General features: G+C 58.2%; 18 protein-coding genes. 6 read left to right on the top strand and 12 right to left on the bottom strand.

Annotation, left to right across the window (positions count from 1 at the left end; translation table 11 throughout):
- Positions 1-35: 35 nt before the first annotated feature.
- Positions 36-743 (top strand): tetratricopeptide repeat protein, encoded by a 708-nt coding sequence (locus tag ACMGGW_RS18340; protein ID WP_169540612.1) that lies wholly within the window; start codon positions 36-38, stop codon positions 741-743.
- Between the two features lie 28 nt (positions 744-771).
- Here the strand turns inward: ACMGGW_RS18340 and ACMGGW_RS18335 are convergent, their stop codons facing one another.
- Positions 772-1,419 carry a DsbA family protein gene (locus ACMGGW_RS18335; protein ID WP_025304083.1) on the bottom strand — a complete coding sequence of 216 codons (648 nt, stop codon included), beginning with the start codon at positions 1,417-1,419 and terminating at the stop codon, positions 772-774.
- Positions 1,420-1,487: 68 nt separating this feature from the next.
- Positions 1,488-2,372 carry an MBL fold metallo-hydrolase gene (locus tag ACMGGW_RS18330; protein WP_025304082.1) on the bottom strand — a complete coding sequence of 295 codons (885 nt, stop codon included), beginning with the start codon at positions 2,370-2,372 and terminating at the stop codon, positions 1,488-1,490.
- A gap of 108 nt (positions 2,373-2,480) precedes the next feature.
- Between ACMGGW_RS18330 and ACMGGW_RS18325 the strand changes: the two genes are divergently transcribed.
- A complete protein-coding gene (locus ACMGGW_RS18325; RefSeq protein ID WP_049296173.1) occupies positions 2,481-3,389 on the top strand; it encodes a LysR family transcriptional regulator in 909 nt (302 codons plus the stop codon).
- A gap of 27 nt (positions 3,390-3,416) precedes the next feature.
- On the opposite strand, the gene ACMGGW_RS18320 is transcribed toward ACMGGW_RS18325, so the two are convergent.
- Complete coding sequence (locus ACMGGW_RS18320) at positions 3,417-4,340, bottom strand: LysR family transcriptional regulator (protein WP_197832457.1); 924 nt, start codon at positions 4,338-4,340, stop codon at positions 3,417-3,419.
- 133 nt (positions 4,341-4,473) lie between these two features.
- Here ACMGGW_RS18320 and lysA point away from each other — a divergent pair, with 133 nt between their 5' ends.
- Positions 4,474-5,736, top strand: coding sequence for a diaminopimelate decarboxylase (gene lysA / locus ACMGGW_RS18315; protein WP_089196221.1), 1,263 nt, complete (start codon positions 4,474-4,476; stop codon positions 5,734-5,736).
- Between the two features lie 27 nt (positions 5,737-5,763).
- Here lysA and ACMGGW_RS18310 read toward each other — a convergent pair whose 3' ends face one another.
- The 3 genes from ACMGGW_RS18310 to galR form a co-directional block, all read right to left on the bottom strand.
- Positions 5,764-6,066 (bottom strand): helix-turn-helix domain-containing protein, encoded by a 303-nt coding sequence (locus ACMGGW_RS18310; protein WP_049296170.1) that lies wholly within the window; start codon positions 6,064-6,066, stop codon positions 5,764-5,766.
- A gap of 5 nt (positions 6,067-6,071) precedes the next feature.
- A complete protein-coding gene (locus ACMGGW_RS18305; protein ID WP_043139810.1) occupies positions 6,072-6,416 on the bottom strand; it encodes a type II toxin-antitoxin system RelE/ParE family toxin in 345 nt (114 codons plus the stop codon).
- Between the two features lie 158 nt (positions 6,417-6,574).
- Positions 6,575-7,594, bottom strand: coding sequence for an HTH-type transcriptional regulator GalR (galR, locus tag ACMGGW_RS18300; RefSeq protein WP_028127674.1), 1,020 nt, complete (start codon positions 7,592-7,594; stop codon positions 6,575-6,577).
- Positions 7,595-7,814: 220 nt separating this feature from the next.
- On the opposite strand from galR, the gene ACMGGW_RS18295 reads away from it, so the two are divergent.
- On the top strand, positions 7,815-10,097 hold the full coding sequence (locus tag ACMGGW_RS18295; protein ID WP_197832456.1) for a molybdopterin-dependent oxidoreductase: 2,283 nt from the start codon (positions 7,815-7,817) through the stop codon (positions 10,095-10,097).
- Here the strand turns inward: ACMGGW_RS18295 and ACMGGW_RS18290 are convergent.
- The 4 genes from ACMGGW_RS18290 to ACMGGW_RS18275 form a co-directional block, all read right to left on the bottom strand.
- A complete protein-coding gene (locus ACMGGW_RS18290; protein ID WP_025304075.1) occupies positions 10,069-10,623 on the bottom strand; it encodes a hypothetical protein in 555 nt (184 codons plus the stop codon). The genes ACMGGW_RS18295 and ACMGGW_RS18290 overlap by 29 nt on opposite strands.
- Before the next feature lie 25 nt (positions 10,624-10,648).
- Positions 10,649-13,060: a fimbria/pilus outer membrane usher protein gene (locus ACMGGW_RS18285; RefSeq protein ID WP_197832455.1), complete on the bottom strand. Its 2,412-nt coding sequence runs from the start codon at positions 13,058-13,060 to the stop codon at positions 10,649-10,651.
- Between the two features lie 8 nt (positions 13,061-13,068).
- Entirely contained in the window at positions 13,069-13,779 is a 711-nt protein-coding gene (locus ACMGGW_RS18280) for a fimbria/pilus periplasmic chaperone (RefSeq protein ID WP_167324571.1), read from the bottom strand.
- Positions 13,780-13,891: 112 nt separating this feature from the next.
- The gene (locus tag ACMGGW_RS18275; RefSeq protein ID WP_154219762.1) at positions 13,892-14,581 is read right to left on the bottom strand and encodes a hypothetical protein; all 690 of its coding nucleotides are present in this window, start codon (positions 14,579-14,581) and stop codon (positions 13,892-13,894) included.
- Positions 14,582-15,510: 929 nt separating this feature from the next.
- On the opposite strand from ACMGGW_RS18275, the gene aas reads away from it, so the two are divergent.
- The gene (gene aas, locus ACMGGW_RS18270; RefSeq protein WP_049206118.1) at positions 15,511-17,664 is read left to right on the top strand and encodes a bifunctional acyl-ACP--phospholipid O-acyltransferase/long-chain-fatty-acid--ACP ligase; all 2,154 of its coding nucleotides are present in this window, start codon (positions 15,511-15,513) and stop codon (positions 17,662-17,664) included.
- On the top strand, positions 17,664-18,848 hold the full coding sequence (gene lplT, locus ACMGGW_RS18265; protein WP_025304070.1) for a lysophospholipid transporter LplT: 1,185 nt from the start codon (positions 17,664-17,666) through the stop codon (positions 18,846-18,848). Before aas ends, lplT begins: the two co-directional genes overlap by 1 nt.
- Before the next feature lie 33 nt (positions 18,849-18,881).
- Here the strand turns inward: lplT and ACMGGW_RS18260 are convergent, their stop codons facing one another.
- A complete protein-coding gene (locus tag ACMGGW_RS18260) occupies positions 18,882-19,922 on the bottom strand; it encodes an NADP(H)-dependent aldo-keto reductase (RefSeq protein ID WP_060435062.1) in 1,041 nt (346 codons plus the stop codon).
- Between the two features lie 205 nt (positions 19,923-20,127).
- Positions 20,128-20,346, bottom strand: coding sequence for a YgdI/YgdR family lipoprotein (locus ACMGGW_RS18255; protein ID WP_016929923.1), 219 nt, complete (start codon positions 20,344-20,346; stop codon positions 20,128-20,130).
- Positions 20,347-20,494 lie beyond the last annotated feature (148 nt).

The raw sequence follows: 20,494 nt of genomic DNA, 5'->3' as shown, positions 1-20,494 counted from the left end.
ATACTGGCGCCGAATTTTTGCAGAAAGGATAAACGATGAAGGCTTGGTTTCCTCTGTTGCTGACCTGCGGCGTCTTCGCCAGCGTCCGGGCCTGGGCGCACATTGACGAGCCGGACATCGCCGCCGACTGCCAAAAGGTGGCGAGCTACGCCGAACTGGGAAAAAAGGCCTATCAGCGGCAGGATTACGCTAAAGCCGCCGACATCTTTCGCGATCAGGCGGCTTGGAGCGAGTTTTGCGGCCTGAGCGAGCAGGCTGTCGCCACGGCTTACAACAACGTGGCGTTGTCGCTGATGCACGCCGGCGAATTGCTCAAGGCGCAGGCCTATCTGGCGCTGGCGCCGCACGATGACAAATCGCAGCACAACATGAGCCTGTTGCGCCAACGCCTGGCGCAGTGGCCACAGCCGCAGGGGCCGGCCGGCGTGTATTGGCAATACGCCGGGCGCGGCGTGTGGAGCGAAGTGACAGTGAAGCCGCAGGGCGAGCGCTGGTTGATCGCGTTTTCCGGCTACGCCATGCCGCAGATGGGGCTGTATTACGGGCCGAACATGGGCGACTTCACCGCCGAGCTGCCGATCGAACACGGCAAGGCTGTCTACCACCAGCATGAAGCGGAAAGCGCGCAGGTCTGCGACGTGACAATGGCGTTTGGCAAACAAGCGCTGGAGATGCACACGCGGGGGGATTGCGGGTTCGGTCACAACGTGCGGGCGGAAGGGCGGTTCGTGCGGGTCGAATGACCCGCCCCGGCGATCGGGGCGAGAAGGGTTACGCCAGCGCGGCGGCACCCAGCAGGTTTTTCCAGGCTTCCACGTTACCCAGATAGTTGCCGGCCGGCAGCAGATGCAGGCGGCCTTCGCTGTCCTGCAGCGCAAAGGTCGGGAAGCCCTGGCCTTGCACTTTGGCCAGCAGCGCCCGGCTTTCCGCGATGTGTTGCGCGGTCGGCGCGCCGCTGCTAAAGCGCATTTCGGCGATAAACGCCGCCGAAGGCAACCCCAGCTCTTTCGCCAACGCTTCCAGCACCGGCGTGTCGGCGATGCGCCGGCCTTCCTGGTAGTGCGCCCGCTGAATGCGGTGCAGCATGTCCAGCCCGCGTCCCGCCAGTTTCTCCGCCGCCAGGATAGCGGTGATCGGCGGCTCGGAATCCATCACTGCCGTGGTGTCGCGCAGCAGGCCGTTGAAATAGGCTTCGCCAAAAGGCTGGCCCGTCATCTCGGCGATGCGTTTGTCGTGCGGAATGACGTAGTTGCGCCATTCGTCGGTGATTTGGCGGCGGTTGTTGCCGGTCATCATGCCGCCGGCGTGCGGCACGACCTTCAGCCCGGGGAGGCTCTGAGCCGCTTTCACCAGCGGCGCGGCGCCGTAGCACCAGCCGCACAGCGGATCGAAAATATAATGCAGAGTGGTTTCGGTCATTTTTACTCCTCGCTTGGCGCGCGGCAGTTCACCGCGGCGCCAGGGCTGGTTCAATCACGCAGGGGCGCTTATTGCGGCCACTTCATCTCGCCTTTCAGCACTTTTGCGCTCAGTTCCAGGCTCGATTCGTCTTTCAGCGTCGGGTAGTGCTTTTTCATCGCTTCAATCAGCGCGGCGGAATCTTTGGCCTTCGGCAGTTCGGCTTCCAGCGTGGTCAGGTATTTTTGGGTAAAGTGCACCGATGCCAGCGTTTGCGCGGCGCCCGGCAGGAAGTGACCCGGTACGACGACCTGCGGCTTCAGCGCTTCGATATTTTTCAGCGTCTGCTGCCAGTGCTGGCGCGATTCCACGCTCTGGTTGTCGGCGATCCACGGATGGATATTGTCACCGGCGACCGCGACGCCGCCCACGACCGCTTTCAGCGCCGGGATCCACACGAAGGTGCGATCGGGGGTCGGGCCGTTCAAGCCTTTCACTTCCACTTTCTGGCCGTCGATGGTGAAGCTATCGCCTTGCAGCGGCTGCGGCACGATCACGGTTTTTGGCGCGTTGTCTTTCAGGATCGGGCCCCAGTAGGCAACTTTACCGTCTTTGGTCGCATTGATGTCTTTGATGGTGCCAGGCGAAGCGATGATTTTCGCCTCCGGGAAGGCCGCCTTGATCACGTCCAGACCGAAATAGAAATCCGGGTCTGAGTGGCTGATATAAACGGTGGTCAGCTTCTTGCCGGTCGCCTTGATCTTTTTCACCAGCTCTTCAGCATCATTACGCTGGAACTGTGCGTCGATCAGCGCCACTTCGTGTTTGCCGCTGACGATTTCGGAAGACACCGGGAACACGCTTTTTTCGCCCGGGTTATACACTTCCATGGTCAGGGTATCGGCAGCGGTGGCGTAAGTGCTCAGGGTGGCGACGCCGGTGAAGGCCAGAGTTAACAGTGATTTCTTAAACATGGGCAGAGGTCCTTAGGTATCGGTTAATGTTGTAATGATGTTAGGTTGCATAAAGCGATAGAAAAACCGGATAATAAGCAATTATTCGTTGCATAAATCGGACTAATCATGGATCGCATTACCGCCGCTGAGGTTTTTGTCACCATCGTCGATCGCGGCAGCATGATCGCCGCCGCAGAAACGCTGGAGATGTCGCGCGCGATGGTCACGCGCTACCTGGCGCAGATGGAGCAATGGGCCGGGGCGCGTTTATTGCATCGCACTACCCGTAAGCTTAGTCTGACCGACGCCGGGGAGCGTACTTTGGAGCGCTGCCGACAAATGTTGGCGCTGGCGGGGGAAATCGATCTGGTGGAGGAAGGGCAGAGCGACGAACTGCGCGGCCTGCTGCGCATCACCTGTTCGCAATCGCTCGGACAAACGGCGCTGGTGGGGGCCGTCGCTCAGTATCTGAAGCGCCACCCGCAGGTGGCGGTCGATCTGCAGATGAACAACCGGGCGGTGAACCTGGTGGAAGAGCGCATCGATCTGGCGCTGCGCATCACCAACGAGCTGGATCCCAACCTGATCGCCCGGCCGCTGTCCACCTGCGCATCGGTGGTGTGTGCCGCGCCGGCGTATCTGGCGGCGCACGGCACGCCGCGCCAGCCGCAGGATCTGGCGTTGCACAACTGCCTGACTTATTCCTATTTCGGCAAAAGCCTGTGGCACTTTGACGCTCAGGGGGTGAAATCGGCGGTGGCGGTCAGCGGCAACCTGAGCGCCAACGAGTCGGTGGTGCTGATGGCCGGCACGGTGCAGGGCGCGGGCATTTCCATGCAGCCCTACTATTCGGCGGCGCCGCTGCTGGCCAGCGGCGAATTGGTGGAGCTGCTGCCGGGTTACCGGCCGCAGTCGATGGGCATCTACGGCATCTACACCTCGCGCCGCCAGATGCCTGCCACCTTGCGTACCATGCTGGACTTTCTGGTGGAGTGGTTCGCCAGCGATCCGCAGTGGCAGGTGACGCTGCGCTGAGGCTTCGGCAACATTCCCACGCCGTTTTCACCGCTTGACGGCAGCGGCCAGGCGAGCGGTGAACAGTGCGGCCTGTTGATGCAAATGGCCGATAAAGGCCGTCACCAGCGCCGACGAAGGGCGGTGTAGCGGCCGGATCAGGCTGACGGTGAACGGTACGTCGATGCTGAAGGATCGCACGTGCACGCCGTTGCCGGCATAGTCGAGCGCCGTCAGCGGGTTAACGATTGACACCCCCACGCCGGCCCTCACCATGGCGCACACCGACGCCGCGCTGTGCGTTTCCATCACCATGCGGCGCTCGACGCCCTGCTCGGCGAACAGCGCATCGAGCAAGTGGCGATAGCTGTCGGTGCTCGACAGGCTGATAAAGTTCTGCCCGGCGAAATCCTGCGGCGTCAGTGGGTCTTTCGCCAGCAAAGGATGGCCCGCCGGCAGCACGCAGACTTCATTCAACGTCATCAGCGTTACCCGCTCGGTGCCCGCCGGCGTCAGGGTGGTTTCCGTCAGCCCGAGATCGTGGCGCTGGGCCGACAACCACTCTTCCAGCAGCGGCGGCTCTTGCGGGATCACGCTGAAGCTGACTTCCGGGTAACGTTCGATAAAGGGCCGGCACACCGCCGGCAGCAGCGATTGGGAAAATACCGGCAGGCACACGATCGACAGCTGCGCCTGCTGAAACTGGCGGATGCCGGCGGCGGCGTTGACGATGCGATCGAGGCCGTAATAGGAGCGTTGCACCTCTTCGAACAGCCGTAGGCCCTGTACCGTGGGGGACAAGCGCCCACGAACCCGGTCGAACAGCTGCAGCCGGATCAGCTTCTCAAAGCGCGCCAGCTCGCGGCTGACGGTCGGTTGCGAGGTTTGCAGCAGGGCCGCCGCCTCGGTCAGGTTGCCGGTGGTCATCACCGCCCGAAAGATTTCTATCTGCCGCAAAGAGATGCTGTGCATGGCAAGGCCGCTCGACTGTAGAGAAAGCCATATCATAAATGAATAGACTGCGGCTAAATAGATATTTTCCACCCAATTCAGCGTGCGGCACTATGGCTCTATCTGCCGTCATTTTCGAATTGGGAATATCGCCATGCCTCGCTCGTTGCACGACACCTCCACCGCGTTGAATGCCGCTAACCTGCTGGCCTTGCCGCAGCGTTTCGGTTGCCCGGTCTGGGCCTATGATGCGGACATCATCAGCCAGCGCATCGCTCAACTGCGCCACTTCGACACCATTCGTTTCGCACAGAAGGCCTGTTCGAACATTCATATTTTGCGTTTGATGCGCGAGCAGGGCGTGAAGGTGGATTCGGTGTCGCTGGGCGAGATCGAACGGGCGCTGCAGGCTGGTTTTCAGCCGGGCGGCGAACCGAGTGAGATCGTGTTTACCGCGGACGTGTTGGATCATGCCACGCTGGCGCGCGTCAGCGAATTGAAGATCCCGGTCAACGCCGGTTCCATCGACATGCTGGATCAGCTCGGCCAGGTTTCCGCAGGGCATCCGGTGTGGCTGCGCATTAACCCGGGATTTGGCCACGGCCATAGCCAGAAAACCAACACCGGCGGCGAAAACAGCAAGCACGGCATCTGGTATGCCGATCTGCCGCAGGCGGTGGAGAAAATCCGCCGCTACGGCCTGAAACTGATCGGCGTGCATATGCACATCGGTTCCGGCGTCGATTACCAGCATCTGGAGCGCGTCTGCGATGCGATGGTGCAGCAGGTGATCGATCTCGGTCATGACATCAGCGCCATTTCCGCCGGCGGCGGCCTGTCTATCCCGTATCAGTACGGCGAAGAGGCGATCGATACCGAACACTATTTCGGTTTGTGGAACCGGGCGCGTGAGCGCATCGCCGCGCATCTGGGGCACCCGGTGCAGCTGGAGATTGAACCCGGGCGTTTCCTGATGGCGGAAGCGGGCGTCTTGGTGGCCGAGGTGCGGGCGGTGAAAAACATGGGCAGCCGCCACTTTGTGCTGGTGGATGCCGGTTTTAACGATCTGATGCGCCCGGCGATGTACGGCAGCTATCACCATATTTCGCTGTTGCCGGCCGATGGGCGTGACACCTCGGGGCAACCGCTGCGCGACACGGTGATCGCCGGGCCGCTGTGCGAATCCGGCGACGTCTTCACCCAGCAGGCGGGCGGCGGCGTGGAAACCCGTGAGCTGCCGCCGGTGCAGATCGGCGATTATCTGGTGTTCCACGATACCGGCGCCTACGGCGCATCGATGTCCTCCAACTACAACAGCCGTCCGCTGTTGCCTGAAGTGCTGTTCGAAAACGGCGAGCCGCGTTTGATCCGCCGCCGCCAAACCATCGAAGAACTGATCGCGCTGGAGCTTATCTGATCAGCGGGCGGGCGCCTTGCGCCCGCTTTACAGCGTCATGCGGCGGTGCTGGCCATTGGGCAATTGCACATCCAGCGACAGCGTGCCGCCCATCGCCTCGATATAGCGTTTGAGCGACGACAGCTTTATTTCGCTGCCGCGCTTTTCCAAATTGGCGCCGGAGGGTTGGCTGATGCCGAGCCGCTTCGCCAATTCAACCTGAGAGACCGCCAGCTCTTCCCTCAGCATTGCCAGCCGCAGCTCGAAAATTTCCTTGTCCGCTTTTTGCCTGGCTGCGGCAACGACGGCGGGATCGAGTTTATCGATCAGTTGGGATAAAGGTTTGGCCATCTGTACTACCTCCGGGTTGCCAGATAATGTGAAAACTCCATGGCGGCGATGGGCAACATGCGCTGGTAAAAGCGTTTGTCGCCAGTTTTATCGCCGCCGCACAGCAATACCGCTTGCCGCTGTGGGTCAAAAGCGAAAAACCCTCTGAAAGGGCGCCCGCGATGTTGAACGCGCAGCTCCTTCAACTGCCGGGCCGCGTCGGAAAAATGCAGCGTATCGGCGTGCGGCCGCGCCAACTGCGGGCCGAACGTCTGTAATTTGAAGATCGCCGCCAGGATGCTGGTTTGCTGGACGTTGTTCAGCGCTAAAAACCAGTCGTCGAACCGTTCGACTGTCACCACTTGCCACATGATGCGCTCAGGATATAGCTTTTATGCTATATAGTGTAAAGGTTATTGTTCGAACAATATGCACGAACGCAGGGAGCGGAAAAAATCCAAAAGCGGGAAATGCGGCGGGCTACGCAATATGAACGCATGGGTGACTGCTCACCCATGCAGCGATGTCATTACGGCTGTTCGTGCGCGTTGTTGAGGGTGGCGACCGAGTGGCGGCGCACCAGCGTCGGGCTGAACATGTTGGTGATTTCCGGCAGCGGTTGCCGGTTGGCCAGCGCCAGGGCCAGCTCTGCCGCCTGGGTGGCCATCGCGACGATAGGGTAGCGAATGGTGGTCAGGCGTGGGCGCAGGTAGCGCGAAATCAACACGTCGTCGAAACCGATCAGCGAAATTTCCCCCGGTACGTCGACGCTGTTATCGCTCAGCACCGACAGCGCGCCGGCGGCCATCGGATCGTTGTAGCAGGTAATGGCGGAGAACGAACGGCCGCGGCCGAGCAACTCGGTCATCGCCTGTTCGCCGCCGATCTCGTCCGGTTCGCCATAGGCGATCAGCTTTTCATCCACCGCGATACCGTGTTCCCGCAGCGCGTCGAGATAGCCCTGCAGCCGGTCGGTGGCGTCGGAAATCTGGTGGGTGGAGCAGATGATGGCGATGCGCTGATGCCCTTGCTGGATCAGATGACGGGTCGCCAGCCAGGCGCCGTAGCGATCGTCGAGCGCCACGCAGCGTGTTTCGAAGCCCGGCAGCGTGCGGTTGATCAGCACCATGCCCGGGATCTGTTGCATCCAGCCGCAAAGTTCCTGATCGCTCAGCCTTTTGGCGTGCACCACCAGCGCTTCGCAGCGGTGCCGCACCAGCTGTTCAATCGCCTGGCGCTCTTTTTCGGCGTCGTGGTAACCGTTGCCAATCAGCAGAAAATTGTGGGTGGCATAGGCCACCTGCTCGACCGCTTTGACCATTGCGCCGAAGAAGGGATCGGAAACGTCGGAGACGATCAGGCCCAGCGTCTCGGTGGATTGCTGCGCCAGCGCCCGTGCGTTGGCGTTAGGGTGATACTGCAGTTGTTCCATGGCGGCCAGCACCGCGGTGCGCGACCCTTCGCTGGCCTTGGGGGAATTGTTTATCACGCGGGATACCGTGGCTACGGAAACACCCGCCAGCCTGGCAACATCCTTTATCGTAGCCATATCAGTCAACACATCCTGGGTAATCGCTTACATCCCCCAGTTTTGCGGAAAAAAACCGGGGCTGCAAGCGGTCTCGTGCGCAACTTGTGGCGGCCGTTGCAGAATCTCTTCGAGTCTGTACGCATAACCATCGACGACCGAACGATAGCGCAATTTGTACGTTGGCACTGGCGCCGGGCTGAGGTAACGTCTGTGCATTCCGATTTGCGCCGAGAATGCCATGTCCATTAAACGCTATCCGCAGCTCGCCCATTGGGGCGCTTATACCGCCGTGGTTGAAGACGGTCGGCTTATCCGTTGTGAACCCTTCGTCGACGATCCCGACCCTTCGCCGCTGCTCGATTCCATCGTCCCGATGGTCTACTCCGACAAACGCATTCGCAAACCGGCGGTGCGCCGCTCGTGGCTGCAAAAGCGCGAGGGCAGCGACCGTAAGCTGCGCGGCAGGGAAGATTTCGTCGAGGTGGGCTGGGAGTTAGCGCTCGATTTGGTGGCGGAAGAGAATCGCCGGGTGCGCGATCGCTACGGCGCCTCCGGGCTGTTCACCGGTTCTTATGGCTGGTCGTCGGCCGGGCGGCTGCACCATGCACGCTCGCTGGTGCGGCGGTTCTACTTCGGCGGCGGCGGCGGGGTCGATCAGCAGGGCAACTACAGCTGGGGCGCGGCGCAGTTCTTTCTGCCGTATGTGATCGGCACTTTCTCGCCCTTGACCGGGCGCGTCACCAGTTGGCCGAGCGTGGTGGAGCATTGTGAGTTGTTTGTGGCGTTTGGCGGGCTGGCGCTGAAAAACGCTCAGGTTTCTTCCGGCGGCGCGGCGGAACATGCGCTCAAACCCTGGCTGCAAAAGCTGGCGCATAAGGGCACGCCGGTGATCAACATTAGCCCGATGCGCGACGACTGCCCCGCGTTCGTCAACGCGGAATGGATCCCGATCCGGCCGAATACCGACGTGGCGCTGATGCTGGCGCTGGCTTATGAAATCCAGCGGCTGGGCGCGCAGGATGAAGCCTTCCTGCACAGCCACTGCGTGGGCTATCAACAGCTGGCGGATTACCTGAACGGCGCCGGTGACTGCGTGGCGAAAACCCCCGACTGGGCCAGCGACATTACCGGCATTCCGGCGGCGCGTATTGCGCTGCTGGCGCGGCAACTGATCGGCGTGCGCAGTTTCATCACCTGCTCCTACTCCGTGCAACGCGCACATCGGGGGGAACAACCGTACTGGATGATGATCGCGCTGTCGGCGATGCTGGGCCAGGTGGGGCTGCCGGGCGGCGGCTTCTCGTTCGGCCACGGCTCGATGAACGGCGTCGGCAACCCGCGCGTGGATACCCCCGCGCCGACCATGCCGGTAGGCGAAAACCCGGCCGGGCTGGCGATCCCGGTGGCGCGCATCTGCGACATGCTGTTGCACCCCGGCGAAGCCTATCAATTTTGCGGCGAGACGCGGCATTATCCGGATATCCATTTGGTGCACTGGGCCGGCGGCAACCCGTTCCATCATCATCAGCAGTTGAATCGGCTGGTGGAGGGGTGGCAGAAGCCGGACACGGTGATCGTTCAAGATATCTGGTGGACGGCGGCGGCCAAAATGGCGGACATCGTGCTGCCGGTCACCAGTTCGCTGGAACGTAACGACATCGGCGGCTCGTCGCGCGATCGCTACGTGTTGGCGATGCATCAGGCCATTGCGCCGCAGCATCAGGCGCGCAATGATTTCGATATTTTCGCCGATCTGGCGGAGCGCCTCGGCTATCGTGAGCGCTTTACCGAGAATCGCGACGAGCGGGTTTGGATCGAAGCTATCTACCGGCAATGCGGCGCAGCGCAGCAGCGCGCCGGCGTCGCCTGGCCCGAGTTTGAGGATTTCTGGCGCCGGGGCTATGTCGAACTGCCCGCGCCGGCCAAAGAGTTCGTCTTTTTTGAGGCGTTCCGCGCCGATCCGCAGGCTAACCCGCTGCAAACGTCCAGCGGCAAGATAGAGCTGTTCAGCGAGCGGATCGCCGGCTATCGCTACGAAGATTTCGCGCCGCATCCGCAGTGGCGGCCGCCGGTGGAGTGGCTGGGCGCGCCGCAGGCCAAAAACTGGCCGCTGCACCTGATCTCCATTCAACCGAGCGATCGCCTGCATAGCCAGATGGATCCGGCGCCGCTGGCGCAGGGCAACAAGACTGCCGGGCGCGAAACCTTGTACATGCATCCGGACGATGCGGCGCCGCGCGGCGTGGCGGACGGCGCCGAAGTGCTGGTTAGCAACGCACGCGGCAGCTGTCTGGCGGGGGTATCGCTCACCGATGGCGTGACGCGCGGCGTGGTGCTGATGGCGACCGGCGCTTGGTTCGAGCCGGGTTACGACGCGCAGCGCCGGCCGGTCGAGCAGGCGGGCAACCCGAACGTGCTGACGCTCGATATCGGCACCTCGCCGCTGACGCAGGGGCCGAACGCCATGAGCTGTCTGGTGGAGGTCAGCGCATTCACCGAACGTCGGGATCAAGATAGTTAGCACTGACCAGCAATTGGGTCGACAGCGGGATGTTATCGCGTTGCTGTTGACGCAGTTGTGTCGCGGCCGCGGCGAAACTGGAGACTGTTAATGACAGTGTGAAGTGTTGCCCAACCTCGTTATCCGGTACAAGGATGTGTAATGCTTCCCGATCGACGGATAAACGATAGTTGGGTAGATGTCTTTGGCGTGGTTGCCCGGGGGCGAGTGAAAAGGAAAGGGGCTCACCATCATCGTTGCGTAATTCATCAACCGTGAGGCTGAGATAGCTAGAAGCATCGGTTGCGCCGCCTCCTTCTGCCAGGTTTCTATTCTCCCGCAGAGTGAACCCCTGCAACTGCACGGGCTCATCGCAAGTCAACCGATACTGCAATGGGGCGCTGTGCAGCAGAGTGGATTGCTGAGACAGTGTCCCAATATTGTGCTCCCCCAGATAAATGCTGTTTTGTGTGGTCGTTAGCGTGCAGTTAGCGTTAGCCCCAAAACTGATGGCTATGGCTGCCAACCCATAATAAATCACTTTCATGTGTTCTCCTGATATCGATGAACGTTTAGCGACACACGGCTTCGGAGTGGCTGATGCCGGCACGATTGCGGGAAGAGGTGTCTGCAGCAATTGCGAAATAACATGCCTGTCCCGACGAGTTTTTCATGCTGAAACGTTGTGAAGACGCCTCGTTCTTCGCGTGGTGCGCTTTCTGATGTTCAATGAAGGCTGCGCCCTGATCATTGGTAAAAGCGACCACTCGTTGTTGTTCATCCAAAATCATGCTGCCGATAGCGGGTTTTGTGCCGTCTGCATAGCTAATCTGGACAATGGCCCGCAATGTATTAATGGCACCGATATTGATACGTTTAACGCTGCCACGTGCCAGATTGATCTTGCGCACGCCGTTATCGATATCGGCGCCGGGGGGCAAGGTGCTGGTGTCTACGTTAATCAGACTTGGTTGATACTCACGCAGCCTTGGGATGACCGCCTTACCTTGCTTGCCATAGGTTTTCACCTTGCCGCCTGGCGTAGACACGCTGACTCCGGCGAGGCCCGGTATCGTCAAGACGCCGAAGGTATCGCCGATTTTCTGTGGTGAGAGCGTTAGACCGCTGCTGTCTGCCACCAGGGAGCCAGAGGCACTGTAGTAAAATGCCTGCTGATTTTCTGACAGATGGCTATAGCTGCCGGAAAGCGTTGTGAACGGACTCAAATAGTTCACATTGCCTGAGTAGGTGCCGTTGTTGGATTGGGTGCCCTGTGTTGCATTGAATCCATAAGCCAGATCGCCATTCAACGCTTGGCCGGAAAGCGAATTGCTGATGCTACGATGTCTTCCGTTGCTTATCATATTGGCGCTATAACGTCGGTTTTTTCCCAGAGGTAATGAAAGGGTGGCGAACACCCTGGTATCGTTATCGCGAACCTCGCGGCTGCGCTCTTTTTCCAGGCTAACGCCAACGGTGGCTGCGCCAAATTGACGGTTCCAGAAGGCGTAGACTCGTTGATTTTGTTGCTTATCTCCCCCTTCAACGCGTGTAACGCCTAAAGATAGATTTCCAATGTATTTATGGTGCCAGCCTAGGCCCAGGCTGTAGCTTTGACGTTGGTGTGAAGATGATGCACCGTGCGATACAGGCCAATAAGTTCCTTCGCCGTCATCTTTACGTGGAGAACGAAGCTGTGTGGGCGAACGGTATCGCTCTGACTGGATGCTGTAACCGGCGTTCAGCTTAAGGTTTTTTATCAGGGGCAATGCACTATTCAGCTGCAGCTTGGTGCCCTTTCCACTTGGCGACTGCGCCACGTGGCTCAAGGCTGTAAAACGATAATCGCTATTGGCAACGCTATAACCGGCGGCGATGCCGCGATAATCGCGGCTGAGGAAACTTCCCCCTCTCACCTGGTGGTGGTTGAGCCATGGCAAAGAGAATGAGCCAGTGATGAAAGGCATTTCTGTACTTTTTTCCAGGCTGTGAGTGCGCCCGAGAGCAAGGGAGTAACTGCCCTGGCGGGGAGTAGAGCGTCCTGAGGTCGTCAGATAAGGGACGATGAATTGTTTGCGGCTACCGTTACTTTCCGTGACGGTGACGGACAAATCGACTGCGTCGAACTGCGCAGGGATATCGGTCAGGCGGAAAGTGCCCGGCTGCACCTGCGTAGCGTAAACTAATCTGCCATTCTGAAAAATCTCAACCTTGGCTTGGCTCTCGGCGATACCTTCGACTACCGGCACATCACTGCGTTGACTCAATGACAACGACGAGTCAGGCAGCCATTGCAGGCCATCTAAGGTAATGCCGCTGTAAAGCGAATCTGATAACGTCGCTCGTCCCAAACGCATCATGGCGTCGTGATCCGTCAATGTCCGCTGCAGATAACTATTATAAGGCGTGTACCCCTGATGTCGTTCTGACTTGTTATAGGTGCCATTATGGCGAAACAGCCAATTATTGCTGTTAAAGCCGGTTTCCAACGCCGCGTAATCACTGCTGTGATTTTGGCTGTCGAATCGGCTCGCGGTATAATTCAGCATCAGGGCATGGCCGCCAAATTCATAGTCCGCCGGTTGTCGACGGATATAGCGCTCGGGCAACAGCAAAATCAATTGATTATTACCGGTTTCATTGTCGATGCGGCTGCCTTGATAACATTGGCTCATCAGCATATCTGCCTGAGTGTTGAGCTTGCAGGGGTATAACCCTAGGCTTTCTACGAGTTCAGCGTCGTATTGCCATTCGCCTTGTTTGTCTATGTTGACTTCATGTCGTCCATGATTTTGTCCGTTGACGTTGATGAATAGCGCTTGTTTTCCTGCGGGGAATTTCGCTCCAGAGGAAAAGTAATCAGCAATCTCACTGGGTAATCCAAGTGCGCGCATCATTTCAATATCGTAGTCAGCCAGGCTGGTCGAGGCATAGCCTATAGGCAGACAAAACGCCAGCAGACGTAGCGGTATATGCAATTTCAAAGGCTGCCTCACTGGATTGGGGCAAGGTTGACCGTGATATCGGGTATGGCGCGCCCCGTGTTACTGATTGGCGTGAAGTGCAAACGGGAGGGGGGGCTGGTAAGCCTATCGCTCTTACGTGTACCGATCGTTTGCCCAGGCAGCAAATAAGGTTGTTCTAAAACAAACTGCTGGTTACTGGGTTGTACGGTGATGGAAGGGGCTAACCTGATAACGTAAGGGCTGAGATTTTTGACTTGTATAGAATGCCCATTTTGTTGCCAATGCAAGGTTTGCCAGGGAGATTTGTTTTCCACCAGCGCGGAGGGTGTGGCGATAGCGACGACCCGATGCCGAGTATTCACCTTAAGCTGGTTGCTTTTTTCTCCCATATCGGGAATTTCCTGGAAATAGATATGGCGCATTTGCTGACGGGTTTTATCAAGTCCCGGGGGATCGGCAAGCATGACGCGTACCAGCTGAGATTTACCCGGATCAATACGCGCGGCTGGCGGAGAAAGAATGAATAAGGGATCTTCTCCTTGCTTGCTTAATGCATTTTTAACAACGGATGAGAATAGCAATACAGGATAATTACCGATATTATCGACTCTTACCGTTGTCTCTCCTTTCTCTTGATTGACCAAGAGGCTTATTTTTTCCAGTTTAATGGTTGCTTGGCCATAAAATGGAGTAAGCAATATAAATATTGCGGTGAGATAATGGATGAGACCTTTCATTTTATTTCCTGAATAGCGGAGAATAACGAACTCTAGTCAAAGGACGTTAAGGTATTTTGCCAAACAAAGAGGCTGAAATAAGTGGGGGCAGCGAAGTGTCCCCACCTGGTGATTACAGGTAGTGAACCGAAAGATTCACAGAAGCTTGCAATGCAATGCTGTCTTGCATTTGGATGCTTTTATCATCAATGTAGCTAAGCGGGGTAAGGAATGAACGGTAGTTGAATGTGCCGCTCAGGTTCTGACCGATCGCCATGTTGTCGTAATTAGCATCTGATGTGACCGCAAAGCGATTACCTGAGGCAACAGAGAAAATAGCCTTTTCGTGATCTGCACCGTCAGTTACATTGGTCAAATCAAAAATATCATCGCCTTCAGGAATCAGCGCCGCACGCACGGTTTCACCATCCATAGCGATATCTGACAGTGCAAGGCCCAGCACGGCGATATCTTTATTGCTGGCGTCTTTTGCCAGCGATGCGGTGAAGCTTCTGTCCATATATTGATAATCGGCATCGCCGCTGGCGCTGGTAACTTCAATGCCCATGCTGGTCGGTGCCGTGCAGTTTACGGTGAACGGGATGCTGCCCATGCCGTTGCCTTCCAACTGGACAGGATTTACTTTATCAAAAGCTTCGCTGGAATGGCGGCCAAGATCAATGCTATTGGTGTTGGCAGCAATACTGCAGCTGGTGTTATTGTAAATTTCTCCGGAGAAATCTACAGACGTACTGGCTGTTTTTGCGGCCAGTACGCTCGTGCACGACAGAGGTAGCAGGGCTAAAAATAAATATTTCTTCATTCAGGTCTCCTTCTGAGAATATGCCACTAAATAAATACAAGTCGTATTGCTTGAAAATATAAAGCAAGGATGTCGCAATTTTTTACTAGCGATTCAATGCAGGGTTATTTTATTTTTCAATCTCAATTCTTGCAATATTCTGCTAAAAATTTACATCAAAATAGATTTATATTCTGATTGATTGGTTTTTATTATTCAATTTTAATTATTAATTCTGTTTGGTTGTTAGTGCATAGGTTTTATTGCTTGCGGTTTTTTTAATTATTAATAATTAATTATCCTCGGCGCGCACTTTTTCCGGGAGATCACGATAACAGCAAGGTCTGGAGGTGGCTCTGTTGTTAGCTAGCGCTTTTTGACTTTGTCTTTTTATTGTTACCGTGCTTGAAAATCAAGAAAACGCATTGCATACGTTGATCAAAATGACACGTTGGATATCACGTCTAACTTGGCTCTTGCGTTTGAGAATAGTTTTCGTAATTGATTTCTTTAGCGTGGATGATACAAGAGGGATTAAAGGATCTGCTTCAGTCTCGATTAGGCCGAACCCTCATGTGCTGCACTTACCTGCATATGCGCATGGTCTTTTTGCTCCCCTCACTCGCTTCCTGCGGATGACGCATCATTATTGATCTTTCCGTCGTGAGGATTATTTAAGTTTCATTGAGTTATTACAACAGAACGCGGGAAATTTACAGCTGGTTGCATTTGGAGCAGAACTCTTGCGATTCGGCGGTAGTTTCCTGCACGACATCTCTCTAGAGTAGGTGATCCCAGAGGTATTGATTGGTGAGAAATCAGCATACTCTGTATGTTGAAGCCATTTTCAATTGCACCAACCTACGCGGATGCGTAGGTTTTTTTTTGCCTGCCATATAGTATTCTTTTCCCTACAACGATTTACGCCTCCATGGCCAAGGGAGAAGGGCATGATCTTTTCACTGCTGCGCGCGCTGTTTCGCCTGTTGTTTCGGGTTCGGGTCGAAGGGGACGTCCAGCACTTCGAACGGCAAAAATTACTGATTACGCCGAACCACGTCTCTTTCCTCGACGGCGTGCTGTTGGCGCTATTCCTGCCGATAAAACCGGTGTTTGCGGTTTACGCCAGCATCGGCGAGAGCTGGTTTATGCGCTGGCTGCGGCCTTACATCGATTTTGTCTCGCTCGATCCTACCAAGCCGATGGCCATCAAGCAGCTGGTGCGGATGGTCGAACAGGGACGGCCGATCGTGGTGTTCCCTGAAGGGCGCATCACCGTGACCGGCGCGCTGATGAAAATCTACGACGGCGCGGCGTTTATCGCCGCCAAATCGGGCGCCACCGTGGTGCCGGTGCGGATCGACGGCCCCGAATTCAGCCCGTTCGGCCGTATGGCCGGGGTGTTCAAGATCCGCTGGTTCCCGCAAATCAACATTCGCATCTTGCCGCCGACCACGCTGCCGATGCCGGAGGCGCCGCGTGCGCGCGATCGCCGGGCGTTGGCGGGCGATCGGCTGATGCAGATTATGATGCGGGCGCGGATGGACACGCGCGAACCGCAGACGCTGTTCCATGCCTTGCTGGCGGCGCAGCACCGCTATGGGCGCCGAAAACCGTGTATCGAAGACATCGCTTTCAAAGAAGACAGCTACCAGACGCTGATCAAAAAATCGCTGGGTGTCAGCCGCATTCTGCAACGCTTTACCGCCGAAGGGGAACACGTCGGGCTGCTGTTGCCGAACGCCACTATCACCGCGGCGGCGATCTTCGGCGCTTCGCTGCGCAATCGCATTCCGGCGATGCTCAACTACACCGCCGGCGCCAAGGGCCTGAACAGCGCGATGACGGCCGCCGGTATCAAGACCATCGTCACCTCGCGCCAGTTTCTGGAGAAGGGCAAGCTGACCCACCTGCCGGAACAGGTGCCGCAGGCTAACTGGGTGTATCTGGAAGATCTGAAAGACACTGTCACGCTGGCGGATAAGCTGTGGATCCTGCGTCACTTGCTGCAGCCGCAGCGCGCGGCGTTGCCGCAACGTCCGGAGGACGCGGCGCTGATCCTGTTCACGTCTGGATCTGAAGGCCACCCCAAGGGCGTGGTGCATTCGCACGCCAGCTTGCTGGCCAACGTAGAACAAATTCGCACCATCGCCGATTTCACGCCGCGCGACCGCTTCATGTCGTCGCTGCCGCTGTTCCACTCGTTCGGCCTGACGGTGGGGCTGCTTACGCCGCTGCTCACCGGCAGCCGCATTTTCCTCTACCCCAGCCCGCTGCACTATCGCGTGGTGCCGGAGCTGGTGTATGACCGTAACTGCACGGTGCTGTTCGGCACGGCGACCTTCCTTAACAACTATGCGCGCTTCGCGCATCCGTATGATTTTGCCCGCCTGCGCTATGTCGTGGCCGGCGCGGAGAAACTGGCGGACAGCACCAAACAGATCTATCAGGACAAATACGGCATCCGCATTCTGGAAGGCTATGGCGTGACCGAGTGCGCGCCGGTGGTCTCGATCAACGTGCCGCTGGCGACCAAGGTGGGCACCGTCGGCCGCATCATGCCGCAGATGGAGGCGCGTCTGATCGCGGTGCCGGGCATCGATAACGGCGGCCGTCTGCAGCTGAAGGGGCCGAATATCATGAAAGGTTATCTGCGGGTTGAACGCCCCGGTGAGCTGGAACCGCCGGCGGCGGAAGATGCGAACGGCGTGTTGCAGCCGGGCTGGTATGACACCGGTGATATCGTCAGCCTGGATGAGCAGGGTTACTGCACCATTCGCGGCCGCGTGAAACGCTTCGCCAAGCTGGCGGGGGAGATGGTGTCGCTCGAGAGCGTCGAACTGCTGGCGCAACGGCTGTCGCCGGAAAAGCTGCATGCCGCCACGGTCAAAAGCGACAGCAGCAAGGGGGAGGCGTTGGTGCTGTTCACCACCGATCCCGCCATTACCCGCGAGGCATTGCTGCGGGTGGCGCGCGAGCTGGGCAGCCCGGAGCTGGCGGTGCCGCGCGATATTCGCCTGTTGAAAACGCTGCCGGTGCTCGGCAGCGGCAAACCCGATTTCGTCACCCTGCGTCATATGGCCGAACAGCCGGAGAGTGCCTGATGAATCCTTCGACCGAATCCCCTTTGTTGTCACGCGGCATGATCGCGGTGATCAGCGCGCAGTTCCTCTCGGCGTTCGGCGACAATGCATTGCTGTTCGCCACGCTGGCGTTGATCAAGCAGCAGCTGTATCCGGACTGGAGCCAGCCGATCCTGCAGATGGCCTTCGTCGCCACCTATATCATTCTGGCTCCGTTTGTCGGCCAGGTCGCCGACAGCTTTGCCAAAGGGCGGGTGATGATGTTCGCCAACGCCCTGAAATTGGCGGGGGCGTTGGCGATCTGTTTTGGGGGGAACCCGTTCCTGGGTTACAGCCTGGTCGGCGTGGGGGCCGCCGCATATTCACCGGCCAAATACGGCATTCTGGGCGAGATCACCAGCGGCGAGAAACTGGTCAAGGCTAACGGCCTGATCGAAGCCTCGACCATCGCGGCCATTCTGACCGGTTCGGTGGCCGGCGGTATTCTGGCGGACTGGCATGTGGTCGCGGCGCTGGCGGCCTGCGCCTTGGTTTATGCGGGGGCCGTGGTCGCCAACCTGTATATTCCGCGTCTGGCGGCAGCGCGCCCGGGGGCTTCATGGCGGCCGCGGGCCATGACGAACAGTTTCTTTACCGCCTGCGTTACGCTGTGGCGCGATGGGCAGACGCGTTTCTCCTTGATTGGCACCAGCCTGTTTTGGGGGGCCGGCGTGACGCTGCGTTTTCTGTTGGTGCTGTGGGTGCCGGTGGCGCTGGGTATTGCCGATAATGCCACGCCGACGCTGCTGAACGCCATGGTGGCCGTCGGCATCGTGGTGGGCGCCGGCACCGCCGCGCGCTTCGTCACGCTGGAGACGGTGAAACGCTGTATGCCGGCCGGGATCCTGATCGGCGTCGCGGTCGCGGTATTTGCGCTGCAAACGACCATGCTCAATGCCTACGTCTTGCTGGCGATCATCGGCATGCTGGGAGGCTTCTTCGTCGTACCGCTCAATGCGTTGCTGCAGGAGCGGGGCAAACATTCGGTCGGCGCCGGCAATGCGATCGCGGTGCAAAACCTGGGTGAAAACGCCGCCATGTTGCTGATGCTGGGCCTGTATTCTTTGGTCGTGAAGCTGGGCGTGCCAGTAGTGGGCGTCGGCGTAGGGTTTGGCGTGGTGTTTGCGCTGGCGATTTGCGCGTTGTGGTGGTCGCAGCGGCGGTGAAACGGGGCGCAGCCTGGCTGCGCCCTCAGGGTATTAAGGTGCCGGAATGGTAAAACGGGTGTGGATTTCTTCGAGCGCCTGCAGCACGTCCTCATCCAGAATCACGTCGAGGCTGTCGAGGTTGATTTTCAACTGCTCCACCGAGGTGGCGCCCAACAGGGTGCTGGCGACGAACGGCTGCTGACGCACGAAGGCCAGCGCCATCTGCGAAGGGTCCAGCCCGTGTTTTTTGGCCAGCGCCACGTATTCGGCGATCGCCAGCTGGGTTTGCTGCCCTGAATAACGATTGAAGCGGGTGAACAGCGTATTGCGCGCACCGGCCGGTTTAGCGCCGTTGAGGTATTTACCGCTCAGCGTACCGAACGCCAGGCTGGAATAGGCCAGCAGTTCTACCCCTTCGTGCTGGCTGATTTCGGCCAGGCCAATCTCAAAGCTGCGGTTCAGCAGGCTGTACGGGTTTTGGATCGACACGATGCGCGGCAGCTCGTGTTTCTCCGCCAGCTGCAGATAGCGCATCACGCCCCAGGGCGTTTCGTTGGAGACCCCGATATAGCGAATTTTACCGGCGCGCACCTGCTCGGTCAGCGCCTCCAGGGTTTCCAGCAGCGTGACCGTGGCTTTGTCATCGGTATATTGATAGTTGAGTTTGCCAAAGCAGTTGGTGGCGCGCTGCGGCCAGTGCAATTGGTAAAGATCGAGATAATCGGTGTTCAGCCGCTTGAGGCTGGCGTCCAGCGCGGCGCGGATGTTTTTGCGATCGAGCGCCTGCTGCGGGCGGATGCTGCTGTCAGTGCCGCGCACCGGGCCCGAGACTTTGCTGGCCAGGACGATTTTTTCGCGATTGCCGCGCGCTTTGATCCAACTGCCGATATAGCTCTCGGTCAGGCCCTGGGTTTCCGGGCGGGGCGGCACCGGATACAGTTCGGCGGTGTCTATCAGGTTCACGCCTGCGGCCAATGCATAGTCCAGTTGCGCATGGGCGTCGGCTTCGCTGTTCTGTTCGCCAAAGGTCATGGTGCCCAGTCCCAGCACGCTCACTTCTAAAGAACTGTGGGGAATACGGTGGTATTGCATTAACGGCCTTCCTTTCTTGTTAGCGCTGACGGGCCGTGCGGCCCGGTGAAACAGGAGCCCAATTCAGAAGACGGCGCAAAGTCCGTCGGGCGGCGATGTCGCCTTTCCTGACTATAACCAAGCGGTGAAGATGGGGGAAGCGGATTCCGTGCGGACACGAATGAGGGCTACCGCGCTCGAGCGGGCGATAGCCGGCGGGCGGTGATTAGCGTTCGATAACCTGGGAAACCTGATCGCCGTTGATCTGGCGGTGGTTGCCTTTCTCATCTTTATAACTGATGAGTCCGGTGTCTGTGTCGATCTCTGGTTTGCCTTGCGTCAGGATCATGTTGCCGTCTTTGGTCGCCATGACGTAGTCGCTGGAACATCCCGCCAAACCGGCGGCCATCACCAGCGCAGACACTGCCATTACCCACTTTTTCATCCTGCGGATCCTCGATTATGCAGAAAACAATGTTCTTTCAAGATTAGCAAACTCTTGGCCGGGGGCGTCTCAGATAAGTCTTTATCTGATAAGAAAAAGTGAAATGAGGGGGCAACGAAACGGCGGAAGCCGCCGATGGCGGCCTCCG

Source organism: Serratia sp. BNK-4, from assembly GCF_048685115.1.
GTDB lineage: Bacteria > Pseudomonadota > Gammaproteobacteria > Enterobacterales > Enterobacteriaceae > Serratia > Serratia bockelmannii.
Note: the sequence above shows the minus strand (reverse complement) of the source record. Positions and strands in the feature narration are given on the sequence as shown.

Bases quoted from the DNA above. Each gene is read 5' to 3' on its own strand.
- ACMGGW_RS18340 (WP_169540612.1), top strand. From the start codon at position 36: ATGAAGGCTTGGTTTCCTCTGTTGCTGACCTGCGGCGTCTTCGCCAGC.
- ACMGGW_RS18335 (WP_025304083.1), bottom strand. From the start codon at position 1,419: ATGACCGAAACCACTCTGCATTATATTTTCGATCCGCTGTGCGGCTGG.
- ACMGGW_RS18330 (WP_025304082.1), bottom strand. From the start codon at position 2,372: ATGTTTAAGAAATCACTGTTAACTCTGGCCTTCACCGGCGTCGCCACC.
- ACMGGW_RS18325 (WP_049296173.1), top strand. From the start codon at position 2,481: ATGGATCGCATTACCGCCGCTGAGGTTTTTGTCACCATCGTCGATCGC.
- ACMGGW_RS18320 (WP_197832457.1), bottom strand. From the start codon at position 4,340: ATGCACAGCATCTCTTTGCGGCAGATAGAAATCTTTCGGGCGGTGATG.
- lysA (WP_089196221.1), top strand. From the start codon at position 4,474: ATGCCTCGCTCGTTGCACGACACCTCCACCGCGTTGAATGCCGCTAAC.
- ACMGGW_RS18310 (WP_049296170.1), bottom strand. From the start codon at position 6,066: ATGGCCAAACCTTTATCCCAACTGATCGATAAACTCGATCCCGCCGTC.
- ACMGGW_RS18305 (WP_043139810.1), bottom strand. From the start codon at position 6,416: ATGTGGCAAGTGGTGACAGTCGAACGGTTCGACGACTGGTTTTTAGCG.
- galR (WP_028127674.1), bottom strand. From the start codon at position 7,594: ATGGCTACGATAAAGGATGTTGCCAGGCTGGCGGGTGTTTCCGTAGCC.
- ACMGGW_RS18295 (WP_197832456.1), top strand. From the start codon at position 7,815: ATGTCCATTAAACGCTATCCGCAGCTCGCCCATTGGGGCGCTTATACC.
- ACMGGW_RS18290 (WP_025304075.1), bottom strand. From the start codon at position 10,623: ATGAAAGTGATTTATTATGGGTTGGCAGCCATAGCCATCAGTTTTGGG.
- ACMGGW_RS18280 (WP_167324571.1), bottom strand. From the start codon at position 13,779: ATGAAAGGTCTCATCCATTATCTCACCGCAATATTTATATTGCTTACT.
- ACMGGW_RS18275 (WP_154219762.1), bottom strand. From the start codon at position 14,581: ATGAAGAAATATTTATTTTTAGCCCTGCTACCTCTGTCGTGCACGAGC.
- aas (WP_049206118.1), top strand. From the start codon at position 15,511: ATGATCTTTTCACTGCTGCGCGCGCTGTTTCGCCTGTTGTTTCGGGTT.
- lplT (WP_025304070.1), top strand. From the start codon at position 17,664: ATGAATCCTTCGACCGAATCCCCTTTGTTGTCACGCGGCATGATCGCG.
- ACMGGW_RS18260 (WP_060435062.1), bottom strand. From the start codon at position 19,922: ATGCAATACCACCGTATTCCCCACAGTTCTTTAGAAGTGAGCGTGCTG.
- ACMGGW_RS18255 (WP_016929923.1), bottom strand. From the start codon at position 20,346: ATGAAAAAGTGGGTAATGGCAGTGTCTGCGCTGGTGATGGCCGCCGGT.